The sequence below is a fragment of the Nonomuraea sp. NPDC004702 genome (assembly GCF_053601695.1).
Map to the genome: position 1 here is coordinate 1 of NZ_JBSGCE010000039.1, position 15,860 is coordinate 15,860.

The window sequence follows — 15,860 nt, forward strand, 5'->3', positions numbered from 1 at the left end:
CGTACATCTGGAAGGTGGTGTTGCAGGCCCGCATGACCTGTGACGGGGTGCCGTGGCGGTCCTCGGCGGCCGCGGCGAAGCGCTCGTTGACCGAACGGTAGGTCTCCCACATCTCCCGCTCGAACACCGGCGGCGCCACCACGTCGTGGTAGAGCGGCCACAGCGTGGCGTTGGAGAAACCCTCGTAGTAGAGCTCGACCTCGCGGGCCGACAGCGGGATGGGGATGAGGCTCATGCCGTCCTGCTCGAACGGTTCGAGCTTCTCGTCCGGCGCGCCGTGCCAACCGGCCCAGGCGCCGTGGCGGCGCTTCATCACGGGCGCTATGGCCGTCACGAGCCCCCCCGGGCTCCTGCGCCACGAGGCCGTTCCGTCTGGCTCGATCGTGCGATCGACCGGCAAGCGGTTCGCGACGATCAGAAACGAGCTACGGCCGGTCACGCAGTCCTCCTAGGGCTCAGGTCGAGGAGAGCCGCAGGCGCGGCTCACGGCGGCCGCGACCTCGTCCGGCCCCCCGCGGGGAATGATCGCGGCGATGTGGGCATCTGGCCTGATCACCCATGCTTCATCCGGCCGCGCACCGAGTCTTTCGGCGAGCGAGCCGGTCGCATCCATCTCCGTGAGCTCGCGGACGGCGAGCGGTGCCGTAATGACCTTGCCCAGGACCTGCACAAACAAACTCGAATCGCACATATCACCCAACAGAATGAGGAAACCGTCCCGGCAGAACTCGCGCAGTCTGCCCTTCGCCAGCGGCACGTCCGGCAGGATCACTCCGGGGGCCGGATCGCACAGCGCGCCCTTCGGCGGACGCCCCCCGAACGGCCGGCCCGGCTCGGGCGTGGTGAGCGGCGAGTCCACGTACCAGTAGGGCTCGGCGAAGCGCCCGGAGTCCACCTCGGCGACCAGGCCGGCCTCCAGCACCTCCCGCCGCCTGGCCCGGTCCCGGTCCGTCCGCGGCGCGAGGAAGCGCATGGTGGCGGCGGTCACCTCCAGGTTCTCCCGCGCCGCCGCGTGCCGCTCGGCGTGGTACGACTCCAGCAGCTCGGGCCCGGCCCAGCCGTTGAGCGCGAAGGCGAGCTTCCAGGCCGCGTTCTCGGCGTCGGGCACGCCGGAGTTGAGCCCCCGGGCCCCGAAGGGCGCCACCAGATGGGCGCAGTCGCCGGCCAGCAGCACCCGTCCGACCCGCATGCGCGAGGCGATGCGCGAGTGGAACCGGTACGTGCTGTGCCAGATCAGCTCGTACGGCCGATCCCCGATGATTTGCTGGATTTTCTGCGAAATATCGTCTCTTGTTGGGATGAAGTCCGGCGCGATCTGCCAGTCGATCCGGTACGTCCCGTTGGGGCAGGGATGGATGAGGACCTGCCGGCCCGGGTTCCACACGGGGTCGAAGTAGAAGCGCCGCTCGTTCTCCCAGCCGGGCAGATCCGCCCGGATGTCGCAGATCAGGAACTGGTCGTCGAACGCCTCGCCGTCGAAGGAGACGCCGAGCGACCGGCGTACCTGCTGGGCCCGCGCGCCCGCGCAGACCAGCACGTAGGGGGCGCGCAGCAGCCGCTGCCCGCACTGGACCTCCACCCCCGCCGGGTCCTGGACCAGCCCGGTGACCTCGTGGCCCCAGCGCACCTCGATGAGCGGCTGGTCGGCGATGACCTCGTCGAGCAGCTGCTCGGTGCGGGCCTGGGAGATGTTCACGCACGGCGGCAGCGGGCCCTGGCCGTCGAAGGACCAGGAGAACAGCTCGCGGTCGCGGTAGTACGTGCGGGCGGTGGTCCAGGCCAGCCCCTCCTCCGCCACCCGGCCCGCGCCCACCGCGGCCCAGATGTCGAGCACGTCGCGCTGCTGGCAGATCGACTTCGAGCCGCCGCCGTCGCGGGCCTGCCTCCGGTCCAGCACCAGCACCCGGATGCCCCAGCGGGCCAGCAGCAACGCGGCGGTCTGGCCGACCGGTCCCGCGCCGACGACGATGACCTGCGGCACGGACTCCGCGGGCCTCATGACTGGAGCTCGTCCCACACTTCGCGGTCGCGCTCGGCGGTCCAGACGCGCGGCCGTTCGACGCCGTGGAGCTCGTCCCAGAGGCGGGAGACGTTGAAGGGCAGGCAGTGCTCGAAGATGGGCCAGCCGCCGTAGCGCGGCCGCAGGGCCCGGTGGGTGCGCTCGAACGCCTCCTTCAGCCCGCTCGCCGCGCCGACCTCGCGCAGCATCACGGTGAGGAAGTCGCGGCTCTGGGCGATGGCCGCCTCGACCTCGGCCTTGCCGTGGGCCACCGCTCCCCTGCCGCCGACCAGCGTCTCGGCCCCGAACGAGGCGACGCGGTCGAGCGTGCCGGAGGCCCATTCGCGGTGGAAGGCGTCGCCGGTGTAGAGCGCGGCCTGCGACTCGACCAGGTCGCCGGCGAACAGGATGCGCCGGTCGGGCAGCCAGGCCACCAGGTCGCCCTCGGTGTGGCCGCGTCCGCAGTGGGCCAGCACCAGGTCGCCCCTGCCGCCGCCGAGGTCGATGGTGAAGGTGTCGCTGAAGGTGGCGGTGGGCCAGGTCAGGCCGGGGATCGAGCCGGGATCCTTGAACAGGCGGGGCATGCGGGCGTACTCGCTGGCCCAGTCCTGCTCGCCGCGCTCGGCGATCAGCTCGCGGGTCTTGTCGTGGGCCACGACGACGTCCGCGCCGAACGCCGAGGCGCCCAGCACGCGGACCGCGTGGTAGTGCGAGAGCACGAGGTACCTGACCGGTTTGCCGGTGTGCTCGCGCAGCCTGGCCAGCCAGTCGCCGGCGGCCGTGGGCGTGGCCAGGGCCTCGAAGCAGACCAGGAAGTCCTCGCCCTCGATCGCGCCCACGTTGGGGTCGCCCTCGGCGGTGAGCGCGTAGACGCCTTCCGCCAGCACCTCAAGGGACTGCCGCTTCTCACCGAGATCCGCCGACGAGGCGAACGGCTTGATCATCGTCTCTCCTCACGCGCTGAGGCCGACCCGCTGACGAACCAGGACATACCCCACAGACGGCCCTTGCAGCTGCGCTGCGCCGGCCCTCCCTTGACAGTGCTCGGCAGGACGGGGAAGTGTTTACCGAACATTCGGTCAGTAAGCAAGGGAGACCAGTTGGAGAGCGCGCGTCGCATGCTGGACGCCGACACCGCCTCCGCCGCCCTGGGCATCGAGCTGGTGGAGCTGGCCGAGGGGCGCGCGGTGTGCCGGATGGCCGTGACCGGCCAGATGATCAACGGACACGCCATCTGCCACGGCGGCTACGTCTTCCTCCTGGCCGACACCGCCTTCGCCTGCGCGTGCAACACCCGGGGCCCGGTGACCGTGGCGGCCGGGGCCGAGATCACCTTCGTCGCCCCCGCCCACGAGGGCGACGTGCTGGTGGCCGAGGCGGCCGAGCGCACCACCTACGGCCGCAGCGGCATCTACGACATCACCGTGCGCGGGGCCGGCGGCCGGGTGGTCGCGGAGTTCCGCGGGCGCAGCAGGGAGCTGAGATGAGGCCCTTCCCGCCGCCGTCCCCCGAGGAGCTCGACCCGGTCGAGCGCGTCTCCAGGGACGAGCTCATGGCCCTGCAACTGCAGCGCCTGCGCTGGACGCTGTCCCACGCCTACGACAACGTGCCGCTCTACCGGCGCAAGTTCGACGAGCACGGCGTCCGTCCCGGCGACTGCCGGAGCCTGGACGACCTCGCGCTCTTCCCGTTCACCACCAAGGAGGACCTGCGCGAGTCGTACCCGTTCGGCATGTTCGCCGTGCCGCGCGAGCGGGTGGCGCGCGTCCACGCCTCCTCGGGCACGACGGGCAAGCCCACGGTCGTCGGGTACACCAAGGCCGACCTCGACGTCTGGGCGCAGGTGATGGCCCGGTCGATCCGGGCGTCCGGCGGGCGTCCAGGCGACGTGGTGCACGTGGCGTACGGCTACGGGCTGTTCACCGGCGGTCTCGGCGCCCACTACGGGGCCGAGCGGCTGGGCTGCACGGTGGTGCCGGTCTCCGGCGGCATGACGGCCCGGCAGGTCCAGCTCATCACCGACCTGCGGCCCAGGGTCATCATGGTCACGCCGTCGTACCTGCTGGCGCTGCTCGACGAGTTCGCCGCCCAGGGCCTCGACCCGCGCGAGAGCTCGCTGGAGATCGGCATCTTCGGCGCCGAGCCCTGGACCGAGCGCATGCGCGCCGAGATCGAGGAGCGCTTCGACCTGCACGCCGTCGACATCTACGGGCTGTCGGAGGTCATGGGCCCCGGCGTGGCCAACGAGTGCGTCGAGACCAAGGACGGCCTGCACGTCTGGGAGGACCACTTCTATCCCGAGACCGTCGACCCGTTCACCGGCGAGCCCGCCCCCGACGGCGGCGAGCTGGTGTTCACCAGCCTCACCAAGGAGGCCATGCCGGTCATCCGCTACCGGACCCGCGACCTGACCCGGTTGCTGCCCGGCACGGCCAGGCCCGCCTTCCGCCGCATGGAGAAGGTCACCGGCCGCACCGACGACATGATCATCCTGCGCGGCGTGAACGTGTTCCCGACCCAGATCGAGGAGCTCGTGCTGCGCGTGCCCGGCCTGTCGCCGCACTTCCAGCTGCACCTGACCCGGCCGGACCGGCTCGACGTGCTCACCGTCAGGGTCGAGGCGCGGCCGGGCGCGACCGGCCGCGAGGAGGCCGGGCGCGCGCTGCGGCACGCGGTCAAGGCGGGCGTCGGCGTGAGCGTCGAGGTCGAGGTGGTGGACCCCGAGACGCTGGAGCGGTCGGTGGGCAAGCTCAAGCGCGTGGTGGACAGCCGGGACGTCTGACCTCGCGGCCGCCTGGCTACGGCGTCAGCTCGTCACGAGGGTCGGGCGGCGGCAACGACGGGCCCTTGAGGCGCAGGTCGGCGCGGATGGCCTTGCCGAGCTTGCCGGTCGCGCCGCGGTTGAGCGCGCCGCCGGCGACGGCTCCGGTGAGGAAGGGGCCGAACGTGGTCAGATGGCGCCCGAGCGTGCGCATGAGACGGTTGCGAAGAGCGGCCTTCGACGCGGCTCCGAGCGCGAGCGAGACGGACGCGGGGGCGAGGGGGTCGATCCCGCGCTGCTTGGCCCAGGCGGAGGCGAAGGCGAAGGCGCGCTGCGTGCCGTTGCCCTGGACGCGGACGCCGTAGACCTCGTGCAGCTCGGCCAGGAGCTTGACCTCGATCGCGGCGACGACGATAGTCTCCGCGACGAGCTGCGCGGGCGCGGAGAGCAGGAGGGGTGGTGCGGCGAACTGGGCCGCCGCCAGTGCTCCGCCGATGGCTCCGACCGTCATCGTGGCCTTCTGGGCGGTGCGCACCAGGTCGTCGGCGAGCTCCTCGCCGGTGAGGCCGTGATGATGCTCGGACAGCGTCGACAGGTCACGGATGGGGATGCGGGGCGCGATGTTGAGGAAGACGTCGGCCAGCCAGCGGCCGCGGCCGGCGCCGCTCTCGCGGGCCTTCTTCGCCCCTGCGGCCAGGGACCTGGCTAGTCGGCCGAGCAGTCTGCGCCGCTCGGCCGGCTCCAGCTCACCGGGCGCGGTGAGCCGCACAACGAGCTCGCCGACCTCCTTGTCGGGGTCGGCGATCCCGTCGTCCGTCTGTTGCTTGTCCTTCTCGGGCTCGGCCAACGCGATGCCTCCGTCCTCTTGGTCGCGACCGCTCAGGGTAGGCGGGCTCGGTCGTGCCTTGGGTCCCTCACCCTGAGCTCCTTCGCTCCAGCGGTCAGGCGGCGCACTCCCGGCAGATCTGCTGGCCGTTCTTCTCGGAGGCCAGCTGGCTGCGGTGGTGCACCAGGAAGCAGCGCGAGCAGGTGAACTCGTCGGCCTGACGGGGAATCACCCGCAGGGAGAGCTCTTCGTTCGACAGATCCGCGCCGGGCAGCTCCAGCGACTCGGCGAGGTCGGTCTCGTCGATGTCGATGCTGCCGGACGACTTGTCGGTACGCCGTGCCTGGAGTTCTTGGAGGCTGTCCTCCCCCAGGTCGTCGTCTGTCTTTCGCGGGCTGTCGTAGTCGGTAGCCATTGTGCTTACTCCATCCCCCTCATCTATATGTCTTCGCGCTCATCGCGCGTCTTCTAACGTCCGGGAGGCCCATCTTGTGCCCGTTCCGTCGGGGAGATTTTCCATCGGTACCCCGCGCGAACGGACAACGAACCTCCCAACACGACAGGGCCTGCTGCCGACGGCAATGGTTAGCCAAATATGGCGAAACCCACAGCCTTGGCGTCATGCACGACCGTGTTCGACGGCACATCCAACCACATGTACGGCGAGAACGAGACGCCCCCACTACATCAACACGCGGACGAACACCCCTGAACGTCACCCGTCGGCGCCCCATGGACCACTCAAGGACGCTCGGTCAACGCGTCGGAAGCCGAATCGTCACCACAAGTCCTCCGCCATCACGCGGCACCGCGGTCACGTTTCCACCGTGTGCCTGCACCACCGCACGGACGATGGACAGCCCCAGACCCGATCCCTTGGCCGATTCCACGCGGTCGGCGTGGAGCCTCCTGAACGGCTCGAACAGGCTGTTCACCTCGTACGCCGGGACGTGCTGCCCCGTGTTGGCCACCTGAACAACCAGCCCCCCGTCTGCCATTCCCGTCCGGATCCAGACTTTTCCGTTTTCAGGAAGGTTGTACTTCACGGCGTTCTCCAGCAGGTTGCTGACCGACCGCTCCAGAAGCACCGGGTCGCCCACGGTAGGCGCGCTGACCAGTTCGGCCACAACGGTCACGCCGTGTTCGGCGGCGAAGGGCGCGAGCTGTTCCACCGCCGTCTGCGCGACTTCCTGAACGTCGAGCGGTTTGCGCACCGCGAGTTCTCGTTCGCTCCTGGCGAGCAACAGCAGTCCCTCGATGAGCTTCTCGTTACGCGCGTTGACTTCCAGCAGCGTGCGGCCGAGCGCTTTGAGGTCCTCGGACGCCTCCGGATCCGACAACGCGATCTCCAGGACCGTCCGGTTAATCGTCAACGGCGTGCGCAATTCGTGGGAGGCGTTGGCCACGAATCTGCGCTGGGTGTCGAAGGCGATGTTGAGCCGGGTGAGCATGGCGTCGAAGGTGTCGGCCAGCTCCTTCAGCTCGTCGTTGGGGCCGCGCAGGGCGATGCGCTGGTGGGCGAGCGTGCTCTCCGAGAGCTTGCGGGCCGCGCTGGTCATCTGGGTGACCGGCCGCAGCGCCCGGTCGGCCACGAAGTAGCCGATGATGAGCGCGAGGATGCCGACCCCGGCCAGCGCCATGAAGGAGCTGGTGAACAGCGCGTCGCGCGCGCTGCTGACGGCCCGCCCCTTGGCCAGGGTCCACCGGTTCTGCATGATGGCGGCGTCGAGCGGGTCGAGGTCGTCGGTGATCAGGTCGGGCCAGGCGTTCTCGATCGATTTGCCGACGATCGAGTAGACGACGAACAGCAGCACGGCCGCGGCGGCGAACACCAGAGCGCTGTAGGTGAGCGTGAGCCGCCACCGGATGCTCACCTTGGCCGGCAACCCCCTGACCCGTTCCAGGGTGCTGCGGGCGGGCGTCTCGGAGCCGGGCGGGGGCGGGCCGTCCCAGGCCGGCGGCCCGCTCGGGGGTGGCGCCTCCTGCACGCGCGTCGCCTTCCTGGCCGAATGGGGGCTGATCATCGGATGCGTCGGCCCCGCCCCGCGCTCTGGCCGTTCGCTCACAACTTGTACCCAACCCCGGGCACGGTCTCGATCACCTGAGGCTCGCCCAGCTTCTTCCGCAGCGTCATCATGGTCACCCGGACGACGTTGGTGAACGGGTCGATGTTCTCGTCCCACGCCTTGTCCAGCAGGTCCTCCTGGCTGACCACCGCGCCCTCGGCGCGCATCAGCTCCTCCAGGACCGCGAACTCCTTCTTGGTGAGCACGATCTCCTTGCCGTCGCGCTCGACCAGCCGCTTGCCCGGGTCGAGGCGGATCCCGGCCCGCTCCAGCACGGGCGGCAGGGCGGGCGCCGAACGCCGGCCGAGCGCGCGCACCCGGGCCACCAGCTCGATGAACACGAACGGCTTGGCCAGGTAGTCGTCGGCCCCGAGGCCGAGCCCCTCCACCTTGTCGTCCACGTCGCCGGAGGCGGTCAGCATGAGGATCCGCGAGGCCGAGCGCTGCTCGACCAGCCGGCGGCACACCTCGTCGCCGTGCACGACCGGCAGGTCGCGGTCGAGCACGATCACGTCGTAGTCGATGTAGGAGGTGCGCTCAAGGGCGCCGCCGCCGTCGTAAGCGACGTCGACGGCCATGGCCTCACGCCGCAGCCCGGTCGCGATCGCGTCGGCGAGCACCCGCTCATCCTCGACAACCAGCACTCGCACGCCTGGTACACCCTCTTTCCGGTTCCGGTGTCTCATTCTGCCTACAGGCTCGATAAGCGCACGGTAAGGCATGTCCAGGGGTGTGCCGGGCAGGGGCCGCACAAATTCATGTTTCAGAGGGCGATAACCCGGGGTATGCCGTCGGGACACCCATTGCCCGGACATCCAGTGGCAATGGTTCCCTTCGCCCCGCACGGATCGAACCCCTGAGAGAGTAGGTGAGATGGGCGAGTTCACCACCACGATCGAACGCCGCCTCGACCAGGCTTACAAGAGCCTCTCCGAGGCCCGCAGCACCGGCGACGACTACCTCGCCGACACCCTCACCGCCGAGATCGAGGACCTGCGCCGCCTGGCCGACGATCACGGCGTCCCGCTGCCGCGCTAGACATACGCGTGCGACGGCCGGGGCCCGCCGGGCCCCGGCCGTCCTGTCATGCCCGCGGCCCGGTCAGGAGTCGCGTTCGGGGTCCAGCGGCACGAGCAGGTCGTGCAGCTCCTCGAACAGGCCGGGAGCCGCGCACAGCGCGAACTCCGGGCCGACCGGCCGGCCGTGCAGGCCGCCGAGCCGGGCGCCCGCCTCGGTCGCCACCAGCCCTGCCGCGGCGTGGTCCCACGCGTTGGTGCCGCGCTCGTAGTACGCGTCCACCCGGCCCGCCGCCACCGAGCACAGGTCGATGGCGCACGAGCCGCCGCGCCGGATGTCGCGCACCCGCGGCAGCACCGCCGCCACGACCCGTCCCTGCACCTCGCGGCGCGGCGCCGAGTAGCCGAACCCGGTCGCGACCAGCGCCCGGGCCAGCGGCACCCCGCTGTTGCAGCGCAGCCGCGCGCCGCCCAGCCAGGCTCCCTCGCCGAGCGCGGCGCTGAACACCTCGCCCCGCGCCGGCACGTTGACGACCCCCGCCACGATTCGCCCGGCGACCTCGACGGCGATGGACACCGCCCAGTCGGGCAGGCCGTACAGGAAGTTGACGGTGCCGTCGACGGGATCGACGATCCACCGCACGTCGGACGCGCCCGGCGCCTCGCCGCCCTCCTCGCCCAGGAACCGGTCGTCCGGACGGACCGCCAGGACCCGCTCGCGGATCAGCTCCTCCGACGCCTTGTCCAGGATGGTGACGACGTCCGTGGGGCTGGACTTGGTCTCGACGTCCTCCGACATCGTGGGCCGCTTGGCCAGGAGCATGTCCCCGGCCTCGCGGGCGACGTCCTCGGCCAGCCGCAGGAAGTCGGTCATCAGGCCACCGAGTCCGGGCGCTTCCACTCCTCGCCGAGCACGTGCTGGGCGAGGAAGGCGAGCACGGTCTCGTACCAGGCGACGATGTTGCCCGGCTTGAGGATCCAGTGGTTCTCGTCGGGGAAGTACAGGAACTTCGACTCGACGTCGGTGCGCTGCAGGTCCCACCACAGGCGCAGGGACTCGCCGATCGGCACCCGGTAGTCCTTGTCACCGTGGATGACGAGCATCGGGGTGGTGATCTTGCCGAGCCCGAGGTGCGGCGAGAGCTGGTCGTAGCGCTCCGAGCCGGGCTCGCCGAACTCGCGCTGCCAGTACAGCGAGGAGTCGGTGGTGCCGGCGAACTGGTCGAGGTTCCACAGCGCGGCGTGGGTGACGATGGCCTGGTAGCGGTCGGTGTGCCCGGCCAGCCAGTTGGCCATGTAGCCGCCGAACGAGCCGCCCATCGCCGCCACGCGCTCGTCGTCGATGTCGTCCCTGGCCAGGGCGACGTCCACGATGGCGTCGAGGTCGGCCTGGGTGCGCGGGCCCCAGGCGCCCCAGCCGCGGTCGATCATCTCCTGGCCGTAGCCGGTGGACAGGCAGGGGTCGGGCATGAGGACGGCGTACCCGCGCTGCGCCATGATCCACGACTGCCAGCGCCACTGCCAGTCGTTCCAGGACGCGACCGGGCCGCCGTGGATCCACAGCAGGAACGGCGCCGGGTTGTCGGCCGAGGCGCCCTCGGGCAGCACGAGCCAGCCGCGCACGGTCGCGCCGTCGTCGGCGGTGGTCGAGATCTCGGTCAGCGTGCCCGGCACCTCGGGGCGCGGGGCCGGCGAGGGCAGGTCGGCGATCTCGCCGGTGGCCGCGTCGATCCTGGCGGGGGCGGGGGCGAGGGCGATGTTGCTGCGCAGGGCGTAGACGTACGCGCCGTCGGCGCTGGCGTTGACCCCGAGGTAGGCGGCGTCGTCGCCGGTGAGCCTGGTGTGCTCGCCGTCCAGCGGGACGCGGAAGACCGGGCGGCGGCCCTGGTGGTCGGCGACGAGGTAGAGGGCCGAGGAGTCGGGGGCCCAGGCGAGGTCCATCGGGAACAGGTCGGGGGCGTAGGCCCGGCCCTCGCCGGTGGCCAGGTCGGCGATCCACAGCTCCACGCGGACGGAGACGTCCCTGCTCGTGATGCGCTCGCGCGCGCAGGCCACCCGCGTGCCGTCGGGCGAGACGGCGATCGGGCCGCCGAAGTCGTGCGCCTCGTCGGTGAGCAGGGTGCGCCGCTCGCCGGTGGCCACGTCGATGGCGACCAGGTCCGTACGGCTGTCGCCGCCGGACAGGTACCTGCGCCAGGTGACGATCACGGTGGAGCCGTCGGGGGTGAGCTCGAAGGCGGCCTCGCGCAGCGCCTCGCCCGCGTCGGGGGTCAGCTCGCGCACGTCCTCCAGGCGGTCGGCGCCGAGCCGGCCGGTGAACAGCCGGGTGCGGGCCGGGCCGAGGTCGTGGTCCCAGTAGCGGACCGGGTAGCCCTCGTGCAGGATCGCGCTGGTCCCGGCGTCCTTGCGGGCCTTGCGCCGCTCCTCCTCGGTCGACTCGTCGCCGTCGAGCACGTCGGAGGCGAACACCACCACGTCGCCCGCCGTGCGCGCGGCGCCGATGCCGCCGGGGCGGGTGGCGATCTGGCGGGCCTCGCCGCCGGCGCGCGGCAGCAGCCACAGCGCGGGCACCTCGTCGGTCGCGTCCTTGACGGTGGTGTCGGGGCGCGCGGAGGTGAACAGCACGTCCCCGGCGTCGGTGAAGACGGCGGCCGTCTCGCCCTTGGCGGAACGGGTCAGACGGTACGGCTCACCGTCGAGGGGGATCGCCCAGAGCGCGGTGCCGTACGACTTGCCGTCCGGATTGAGGGCCTGCACGGCCGAGATCAGACGGGAGCCGTCAGGCGAGAGCTTCAGGGAGAGGACCCGGGGAATGGCCACATAGTCACGAATGTCATCGAATGCGCTCACTCGATCGAACCTACCTGGTCACCGGCGCTCCGCGGGCGACACCGCGCTCCGCGCCTCCGCACCCTCCCTCGGGCCGGACCGCCCGCTCTCCTGACTAGGCTTGACACGTGGCTGATTACGACGCTCTGCTCGTCCTGTCGTTCGGCGGCCCCGAGGGCCCCGACGACGTGCTGCCGTTCCTGGAGAACGTCGTGCGGGGGCGTGGCGTGCCGCGCGAGCGGCTGCTCGCGGTGGCCGAGCACTACCAGGGGTTCGGCGGCGTCAGCCCGATCAACCGGCAGAACCGCGAGCTGGTCGAGGCGCTGGGCCCGGTCGCGGGCGTGCCGGTCTACTGGGGCAACCGCAACTGGCACCCCTTCGGCGAGGACACCGTGCGGCGGATGGCGGCCGACGGCGTGCGCCGGGCCGCCGTCTTCGCCACCTCGGCGTTCGCCGGATATTCGAGCTGCCGCCAGTACTACGAGGACATCGCCAGGATCTCCGTCGAGGGCGGCCCCGAGCTGATCAAGATGCGGCACTTCGGCGACCATCCGGGGTTCGTCGCGGCGATGGCCGACCACACGCGCCAGGCGCTGGAGCGGCTGGGCCGCCAGGACGCCCGGCTGGTGTTCACCGCCCACAGCATCCCGGTGTCGATGGCCGAGACCGCCGGCCCCTCGGGCGGCCTGTACGAGTCCCAGCTCCGCCGCAGCGCCGAGCTGGTCAACCAGGCGCTGGGCCGCGACGAGCCCTGGCACCTGGTGTGGCAGTCGCGCAGCGGCCCCCCGCAGGTGCCGTGGCTGGAGCCCGACGTGTGCGACTTCCTACGCAAGACGGACGCCGGCTCGGTCGTGCTGGTGCCGATCGGGTTCGTCTCCGACCACATGGAGGTCGTCTACGACCTCGACACCGAGGCCCGGCAGGTGGCCGCCGAGCTGGGCCTGCCGATGGAGCGCGCGGCGACGGCCGGCACCCATCCGGCGTTCGTGCGCATGGTCAGAGAGCTGATGGACGAGCCGGAGCCCGTCGCGTGCCCGCTCACCTGCTGCCCGCGTCCGGTCCGGCCCGGCGGGCGGCCTCAGGCGTAGGTGCGGGCGTACGCCTCGGCGATGCCCATGACCTTGTCCACGTAGTCCCACGAGTGGTTGTAGAACCAGATCGACTTGCGCAGCTTCGCGCCGCCCTTGCCCGCGCCGTTGGCGCACAGGTAGTTGGCGGCGCCGGGCACCGCGTCGTAGGGGCTCCAGATGTCGGCCTTGCCGTCGCCGTCGCCGTCCACGCCGTAGTGCTTCCAGGTGGCGGGCATGAACTGCATCGGCCCCAGGGCGCCCGCGCTGGAGGGGCCGTTGTTGCGGCCGTGGCTGCTCTCGACCTGGCCGATGGCCGCCAGCACCGTCCAGGACAGGCCGGGGCAGCGGGTGGCGGCGGCCTTGTAGAGGTCGAGGTAGCTGTTCGGGCGGCCGACGGTGACCGGCTGCTGTTGTTGTCGCTGCGGTTGCTGCTGCTGTTGCCGCTGGGTGCGGCTGGCCGCGTCGAGCACGACGACCTGCGCGCCCTTGCCGAGCAGCCGCCGCACGCCGGCCTCGGCGATCGTGCCCGGCTTGCCGTGCAGCAGCACCGCGACGCCCTTCGCGAAGCCGAGCGACCGGCCCACTTCCAGGCTGACCAGGCCGTCCACGCCGGAGAGCCCGAGCGTGGCCGAGGCCGCGACCCGGAGTCTCGGGCCGCCGTCCACCTGGTACATCGCGCCGAGGATCATGCCGTACCTGCGCGTCGTGCCGGCCTCGGCGACCAGCTCGCCCCTGGCCAGCGCGCTCCAGACGGCGGGCTGGTCGGCGACGGGCTGGGGCGTCCAGGAGCGGAAGTCGGCCGGGTCGACGGCCAGCAGGTTGAGCGACGTGCCGGCGACCTTGACCGCGCCGGCGTCCACGACGGCGGCCTTCTGCACGTGCTTGAGCGCGCCCAGAGCGAGCCTCGTCCGCCGGGAGACCGTGGCGGGCGCGATCGCCAGCACGCGCGGCGGCGTCACGGTGACGCCCGGCCCGCCCTGGCCGAAATCCTTGACCGGCGCCGTCGTGGGTACGAGCTGGTCGAGGCGGGGAGCGGCCTCCGGAACCGCGCGGGTGATCGGCCTGCGCACCGGCTCCTGGGCCGTTCTGACCAGGTCATCGCCCATGAGCACGACGACTCCCCCGGCCACGGCGGTGACCACGAGCACGCCGAGGACCATGAGCAGGACCGCGCGGAGAGAGGGAAGACCGGACATCAGCCACACGTTAACCCACTCACCGGAAATATCACTTGCCATCCGGACAGACGGTGCGCCATCGTGGGGGCGCCAAGTAAGGGGGAAACAGCGTGGTCGGGCCTTACCGGGGATTGTTCAACGGGCCCGGAGTCAAAGGATTCGTGCTGGCCGGGTTCGTCGGCCGGATGCCGATGTCCATGCTCGGCATCGGCGTCGTGCTGCTGATCTCCACCGCCACCGGGTCCTTCGCCACCGCCGGCGCGGTCGGCGCCACCACCAACGTGGCCTTCGCGATCGCGGCGCCGCTGTCGGGGCGGCTGGTGGACAGGTTCGGCCAGAACCGGGTGATCGCCCCCTTCTCGGTGGTCAACGCGCTGGCGATGGCCGCGCTGATGCTCAGCGCCGCGCTCGGCCTGCCCGAGTGGACGCTGTACGTCTCCGGCCTGCTGATCGGCGCGTCCTCCCTGTCCATCGGGTCGATGGTGCGGGCCCGCTGGTCCACGATCCACGGCGGCACCGGGACGCTGCACACCGCCTTCGCCTTCGAGTCCGTGGCCGACGAGGTCGTCTTCGTCACCGGGCCCGCGCTCGTCACGGTGCTGGCCACCGCGATCAACCCGTACGCGGGGCTGCTGGTGGCGCTGGTGTGCATGCTCGGCGGCTGCCTGGCCCTGGCGGCGCAGCGGCGTACGCAGCCGCCCGTGCAACCGGTCAGGACGGCCGGCGGCACCCCCATCCTGATCCCCGGCATCGCCCTGCTGGCGTGCGTCTACCTCGGGCTCGGCGCGGTGTTCGGCTCGGTGGACCTGATCATGGTCGCCTTCGCCGAGGAGCACGGCGTGAAGGGCGCCTCGGGATTCCTGCTGGCGGCGTTCGCGGGCGGGTCGATGGTGTCGGGGCTGTGGTTCGGCTCGCGGGAGTGGCGGATCTCGCTGCGCGCCCGGTTCATCCGCGCGCTGGGCGTGTTCGTGGTGGGCCTGCTGCCGATCCTGCTCGTGGACGACCCGTGGGTCATGGCCGCCGTGGCGTTCGTGGCCGGTCTGGCCATCTCGCCGACGCTCATCACCGGGTTCTCGCTCACCGAGCGGCTGGTCCCGCCGTCCCTGCTCACCGAGGGCATGGCCTGGATCTCCACCTCGATCGGGTTCGGCGTGGCGATCGGCGCGTGGGCGGGCGGGCAGCTCACCGACGCCTTCGGCGCGTCCAGCGCGTTCGGCTTCGCGGTGTGCGCGGCGCTCCTGGCGGCGGTCGTGGGCGTCGGAGGTTCGGGTTTGCTGAGACTTCCGGAAGCGCCTTCACCCTTGCAGAGCTGATCCGCTACGGTCGGGAGTTATCCCTCGCAACACCCATCACACCGGAAGCTTTGCTATGTCCCGACAAATCACTTCACTTCTAGCTATCGCGGCAGTTTGCGTCACCCTGGCTCCCGCGCCCGCGTTCGCCCAGACGCCGAAGAAGGCCGAGGTCGATTGCGAGCAGGTCAAGTGCATCGCGCTGACCTTCGACGACGGGCCCGGCCAGTACGCGGGCACCCTGCTGGACACCCTCAAGAAGTACGGCGCCAAGGCGACCTTCTTCCTGGAGGGCCAGTACGTGAACAGCCGCCCGGCCTTCGTCAAGCGCATGGTCACCGAGGGCCACGAGGTGGGCAACCACAGCTACAAGCACCCCGACTTCACCAAGATCGACGCCGGGGTCATCAGGAGCGAGATCAAGAAGACCCAGGACGCGGTCAAGAAGGCGGCGGGCGTCGAGCCCAAGCTGCTGCGCCCGCCGTACGGGCTGGCCGACATCCAGGTGTCGGACGTCGCGACCGAGTTCGGCATGCCCATGATCCTGTGGACGGCCGGCTCGCACGACTGGGACACCAAGAACGTCGAGGCCATCAAGAAGAAGACCCTTGAGGTGGCCGAGCGCGACGGCATCATCCTCATGCACGACTGGGTCAAGCAGACCGTGGACGCCATGCCCTCGATCGTCAAGTCGCTGCAGGCCAAGGGGTACCAGCTGGTCACGGTCTCCGACGTGATCAAGCAGCAGAACCTGCAGCCCGGTCAGATTTTCCCGGTTCCCGAAGGCTGGGAGAAGTGAGTATCGTTCACGTTTAATCGGAAC

Annotated in this window: 16 protein-coding genes; 6 read left to right on the plus strand and 10 right to left on the minus strand. The window is 71.0% G+C overall.

Annotation, left to right across the window (positions count from 1 at the left end):
• The 3 genes from ACWEJ6_RS36260 to ACWEJ6_RS36270 all read right to left on the minus strand — a co-directional run.
• Window positions 1–439, minus strand: a 439-nt coding sequence (locus tag ACWEJ6_RS36260) for a trehalose-6-phosphate synthase (protein ID WP_452429679.1), incomplete at its 3' end; no start/stop codon positions are given.
• A 9-nt stretch (window positions 440–448) separates the two neighbouring features.
• Window positions 449–1,999 carry an FAD-dependent monooxygenase gene (locus ACWEJ6_RS36265; RefSeq protein ID WP_452429681.1) on the minus strand — a complete coding sequence of 517 codons (1,551 nt, stop codon included), beginning with the start codon at window positions 1,997–1,999 and terminating at the stop codon, window positions 449–451.
• Complete coding sequence (locus ACWEJ6_RS36270; protein WP_352359151.1) at window positions 1,996–2,943, minus strand: MBL fold metallo-hydrolase; 948 nt, start codon at window positions 2,941–2,943, stop codon at window positions 1,996–1,998. Before ACWEJ6_RS36270 ends, ACWEJ6_RS36265 begins: the two co-directional genes overlap by 4 nt.
• Window positions 2,944–3,117: 174 nt before the next feature.
• On the opposite strand from ACWEJ6_RS36270, the gene paaI reads away from it, so the two are divergent.
• Both paaI and paaK read left to right on the plus strand, forming a co-directional pair.
• Window positions 3,118–3,486: a hydroxyphenylacetyl-CoA thioesterase PaaI gene (gene paaI, locus ACWEJ6_RS36275; RefSeq protein ID WP_357965867.1), complete on the plus strand. Its 369-nt coding sequence runs from the start codon at window positions 3,118–3,120 to the stop codon at window positions 3,484–3,486.
• A complete protein-coding gene (paaK, locus tag ACWEJ6_RS36280) occupies window positions 3,483–4,781 on the plus strand; it encodes a phenylacetate--CoA ligase PaaK (protein WP_364328672.1) in 1,299 nt (432 codons plus the stop codon). Before paaI ends, paaK begins: the two co-directional genes overlap by 4 nt.
• 16 nt (window positions 4,782–4,797) lie before the next feature.
• Here the strand turns inward: paaK and ACWEJ6_RS36285 are convergent, their stop codons facing one another.
• The 4 genes from ACWEJ6_RS36285 to ACWEJ6_RS36300 all read right to left on the minus strand — a co-directional run bounded on the left by ACWEJ6_RS36285 (window position 4,798) and on the right by ACWEJ6_RS36300 (window position 8,302).
• Window positions 4,798–5,607, minus strand: a complete 810-nt coding sequence (locus ACWEJ6_RS36285) for a hypothetical protein (RefSeq protein WP_358284617.1) — start codon at window positions 5,605–5,607, stop codon at window positions 4,798–4,800.
• Window positions 5,608–5,701: 94 nt separating this feature from the next.
• Window positions 5,702–6,001 (minus strand): DUF4193 domain-containing protein, encoded by a 300-nt coding sequence (locus ACWEJ6_RS36290; protein WP_352324238.1) that lies wholly within the window; start codon window positions 5,999–6,001, stop codon window positions 5,702–5,704.
• Between the two features lie 340 nt (window positions 6,002–6,341).
• On the minus strand, window positions 6,342–7,610 hold the full coding sequence (locus tag ACWEJ6_RS36295; protein WP_397163545.1) for a sensor histidine kinase: 1,269 nt from the start codon (window positions 7,608–7,610) through the stop codon (window positions 6,342–6,344).
• 38 nt (window positions 7,611–7,648) lie between these two features.
• Entirely contained in the window at window positions 7,649–8,302 is a 654-nt protein-coding gene (locus ACWEJ6_RS36300; protein WP_349451511.1) for a response regulator transcription factor, read from the minus strand.
• Window positions 8,303–8,525: 223 nt separating this feature from the next.
• Here ACWEJ6_RS36300 and ACWEJ6_RS36305 point away from each other — a divergent pair, with 223 nt between their 5' ends.
• Window positions 8,526–8,690, plus strand: coding sequence for a hypothetical protein (locus ACWEJ6_RS36305; RefSeq protein ID WP_352324241.1), 165 nt, complete (start codon window positions 8,526–8,528; stop codon window positions 8,688–8,690).
• A 63-nt stretch (window positions 8,691–8,753) separates the two neighbouring features.
• Here ACWEJ6_RS36305 and ACWEJ6_RS36310 read toward each other — a convergent pair whose 3' ends face one another.
• Window positions 8,754–9,542: an inositol monophosphatase family protein gene (locus tag ACWEJ6_RS36310; protein ID WP_452429685.1), complete on the minus strand. Its 789-nt coding sequence runs from the start codon at window positions 9,540–9,542 to the stop codon at window positions 8,754–8,756.
• Entirely contained in the window at window positions 9,542–11,518 is a 1,977-nt protein-coding gene (locus ACWEJ6_RS36315; RefSeq protein ID WP_452429687.1) for a prolyl oligopeptidase family serine peptidase, read from the minus strand. Before ACWEJ6_RS36315 ends, ACWEJ6_RS36310 begins: the two co-directional genes overlap by 1 nt.
• A gap of 107 nt (window positions 11,519–11,625) precedes the next feature.
• Here ACWEJ6_RS36315 and ACWEJ6_RS36320 point away from each other — a divergent pair, with 107 nt between their 5' ends.
• Window positions 11,626–12,585, plus strand: a complete 960-nt coding sequence (locus ACWEJ6_RS36320; protein WP_397216642.1) for a ferrochelatase — start codon at window positions 11,626–11,628, stop codon at window positions 12,583–12,585.
• On the opposite strand, the gene ACWEJ6_RS36325 is transcribed toward ACWEJ6_RS36320, so the two are convergent.
• Complete coding sequence (locus tag ACWEJ6_RS36325; protein WP_358284604.1) at window positions 12,576–13,763, minus strand: lytic transglycosylase domain-containing protein; 1,188 nt, start codon at window positions 13,761–13,763, stop codon at window positions 12,576–12,578. The genes ACWEJ6_RS36320 and ACWEJ6_RS36325 overlap by 10 nt on opposite strands.
• A gap of 143 nt (window positions 13,764–13,906) precedes the next feature.
• On the opposite strand from ACWEJ6_RS36325, the gene ACWEJ6_RS36330 reads away from it, so the two are divergent.
• Both ACWEJ6_RS36330 and ACWEJ6_RS36335 read left to right on the plus strand, forming a co-directional pair.
• Window positions 13,907–15,058 carry an MFS transporter gene (locus ACWEJ6_RS36330; protein WP_452429690.1) on the plus strand — a complete coding sequence of 384 codons (1,152 nt, stop codon included), beginning with the start codon at window positions 13,907–13,909 and terminating at the stop codon, window positions 15,056–15,058.
• A 55-nt stretch (window positions 15,059–15,113) separates the two neighbouring features.
• Entirely contained in the window at window positions 15,114–15,836 is a 723-nt protein-coding gene (locus tag ACWEJ6_RS36335) for a polysaccharide deacetylase family protein (protein ID WP_449922343.1), read from the plus strand.
• The last annotated feature ends 24 nt before the right edge of the window (window positions 15,837–15,860 follow it).

What these genes read in the sequence shown, in the direction of transcription:
- ACWEJ6_RS36305 (WP_352324241.1), top strand. Translation starts at nt 8,526, where the DNA reads ATGGGCGAGTTCACCACCACGATCGAACGCCGCCTCGACCAGGCTTAC.
- paaK (WP_364328672.1), top strand. Translation starts at nt 3,483, where the DNA reads ATGAGGCCCTTCCCGCCGCCGTCCCCCGAGGAGCTCGACCCGGTCGAG.
- ACWEJ6_RS36265 (WP_452429681.1), bottom strand. Translation starts at nt 1,999, where the DNA reads ATGAGGCCCGCGGAGTCCGTGCCGCAGGTCATCGTCGTCGGCGCGGGA.
- ACWEJ6_RS36325 (WP_358284604.1), bottom strand. Translation starts at nt 13,763, where the DNA reads ATGTCCGGTCTTCCCTCTCTCCGCGCGGTCCTGCTCATGGTCCTCGGC.
- ACWEJ6_RS36290 (WP_352324238.1), bottom strand. Translation starts at nt 6,001, where the DNA reads ATGGCTACCGACTACGACAGCCCGCGAAAGACAGACGACGACCTGGGG.
- ACWEJ6_RS36270 (WP_352359151.1), bottom strand. Translation starts at nt 2,943, where the DNA reads ATGATCAAGCCGTTCGCCTCGTCGGCGGATCTCGGTGAGAAGCGGCAG.
- ACWEJ6_RS36295 (WP_397163545.1), bottom strand. Translation starts at nt 7,610, where the DNA reads ATGATCAGCCCCCATTCGGCCAGGAAGGCGACGCGCGTGCAGGAGGCG.
- ACWEJ6_RS36310 (WP_452429685.1), bottom strand. Translation starts at nt 9,542, where the DNA reads ATGACCGACTTCCTGCGGCTGGCCGAGGACGTCGCCCGCGAGGCCGGG.
- ACWEJ6_RS36335 (WP_449922343.1), top strand. Translation starts at nt 15,114, where the DNA reads ATGTCCCGACAAATCACTTCACTTCTAGCTATCGCGGCAGTTTGCGTC.
- paaI (WP_357965867.1), top strand. Translation starts at nt 3,118, where the DNA reads ATGCTGGACGCCGACACCGCCTCCGCCGCCCTGGGCATCGAGCTGGTG.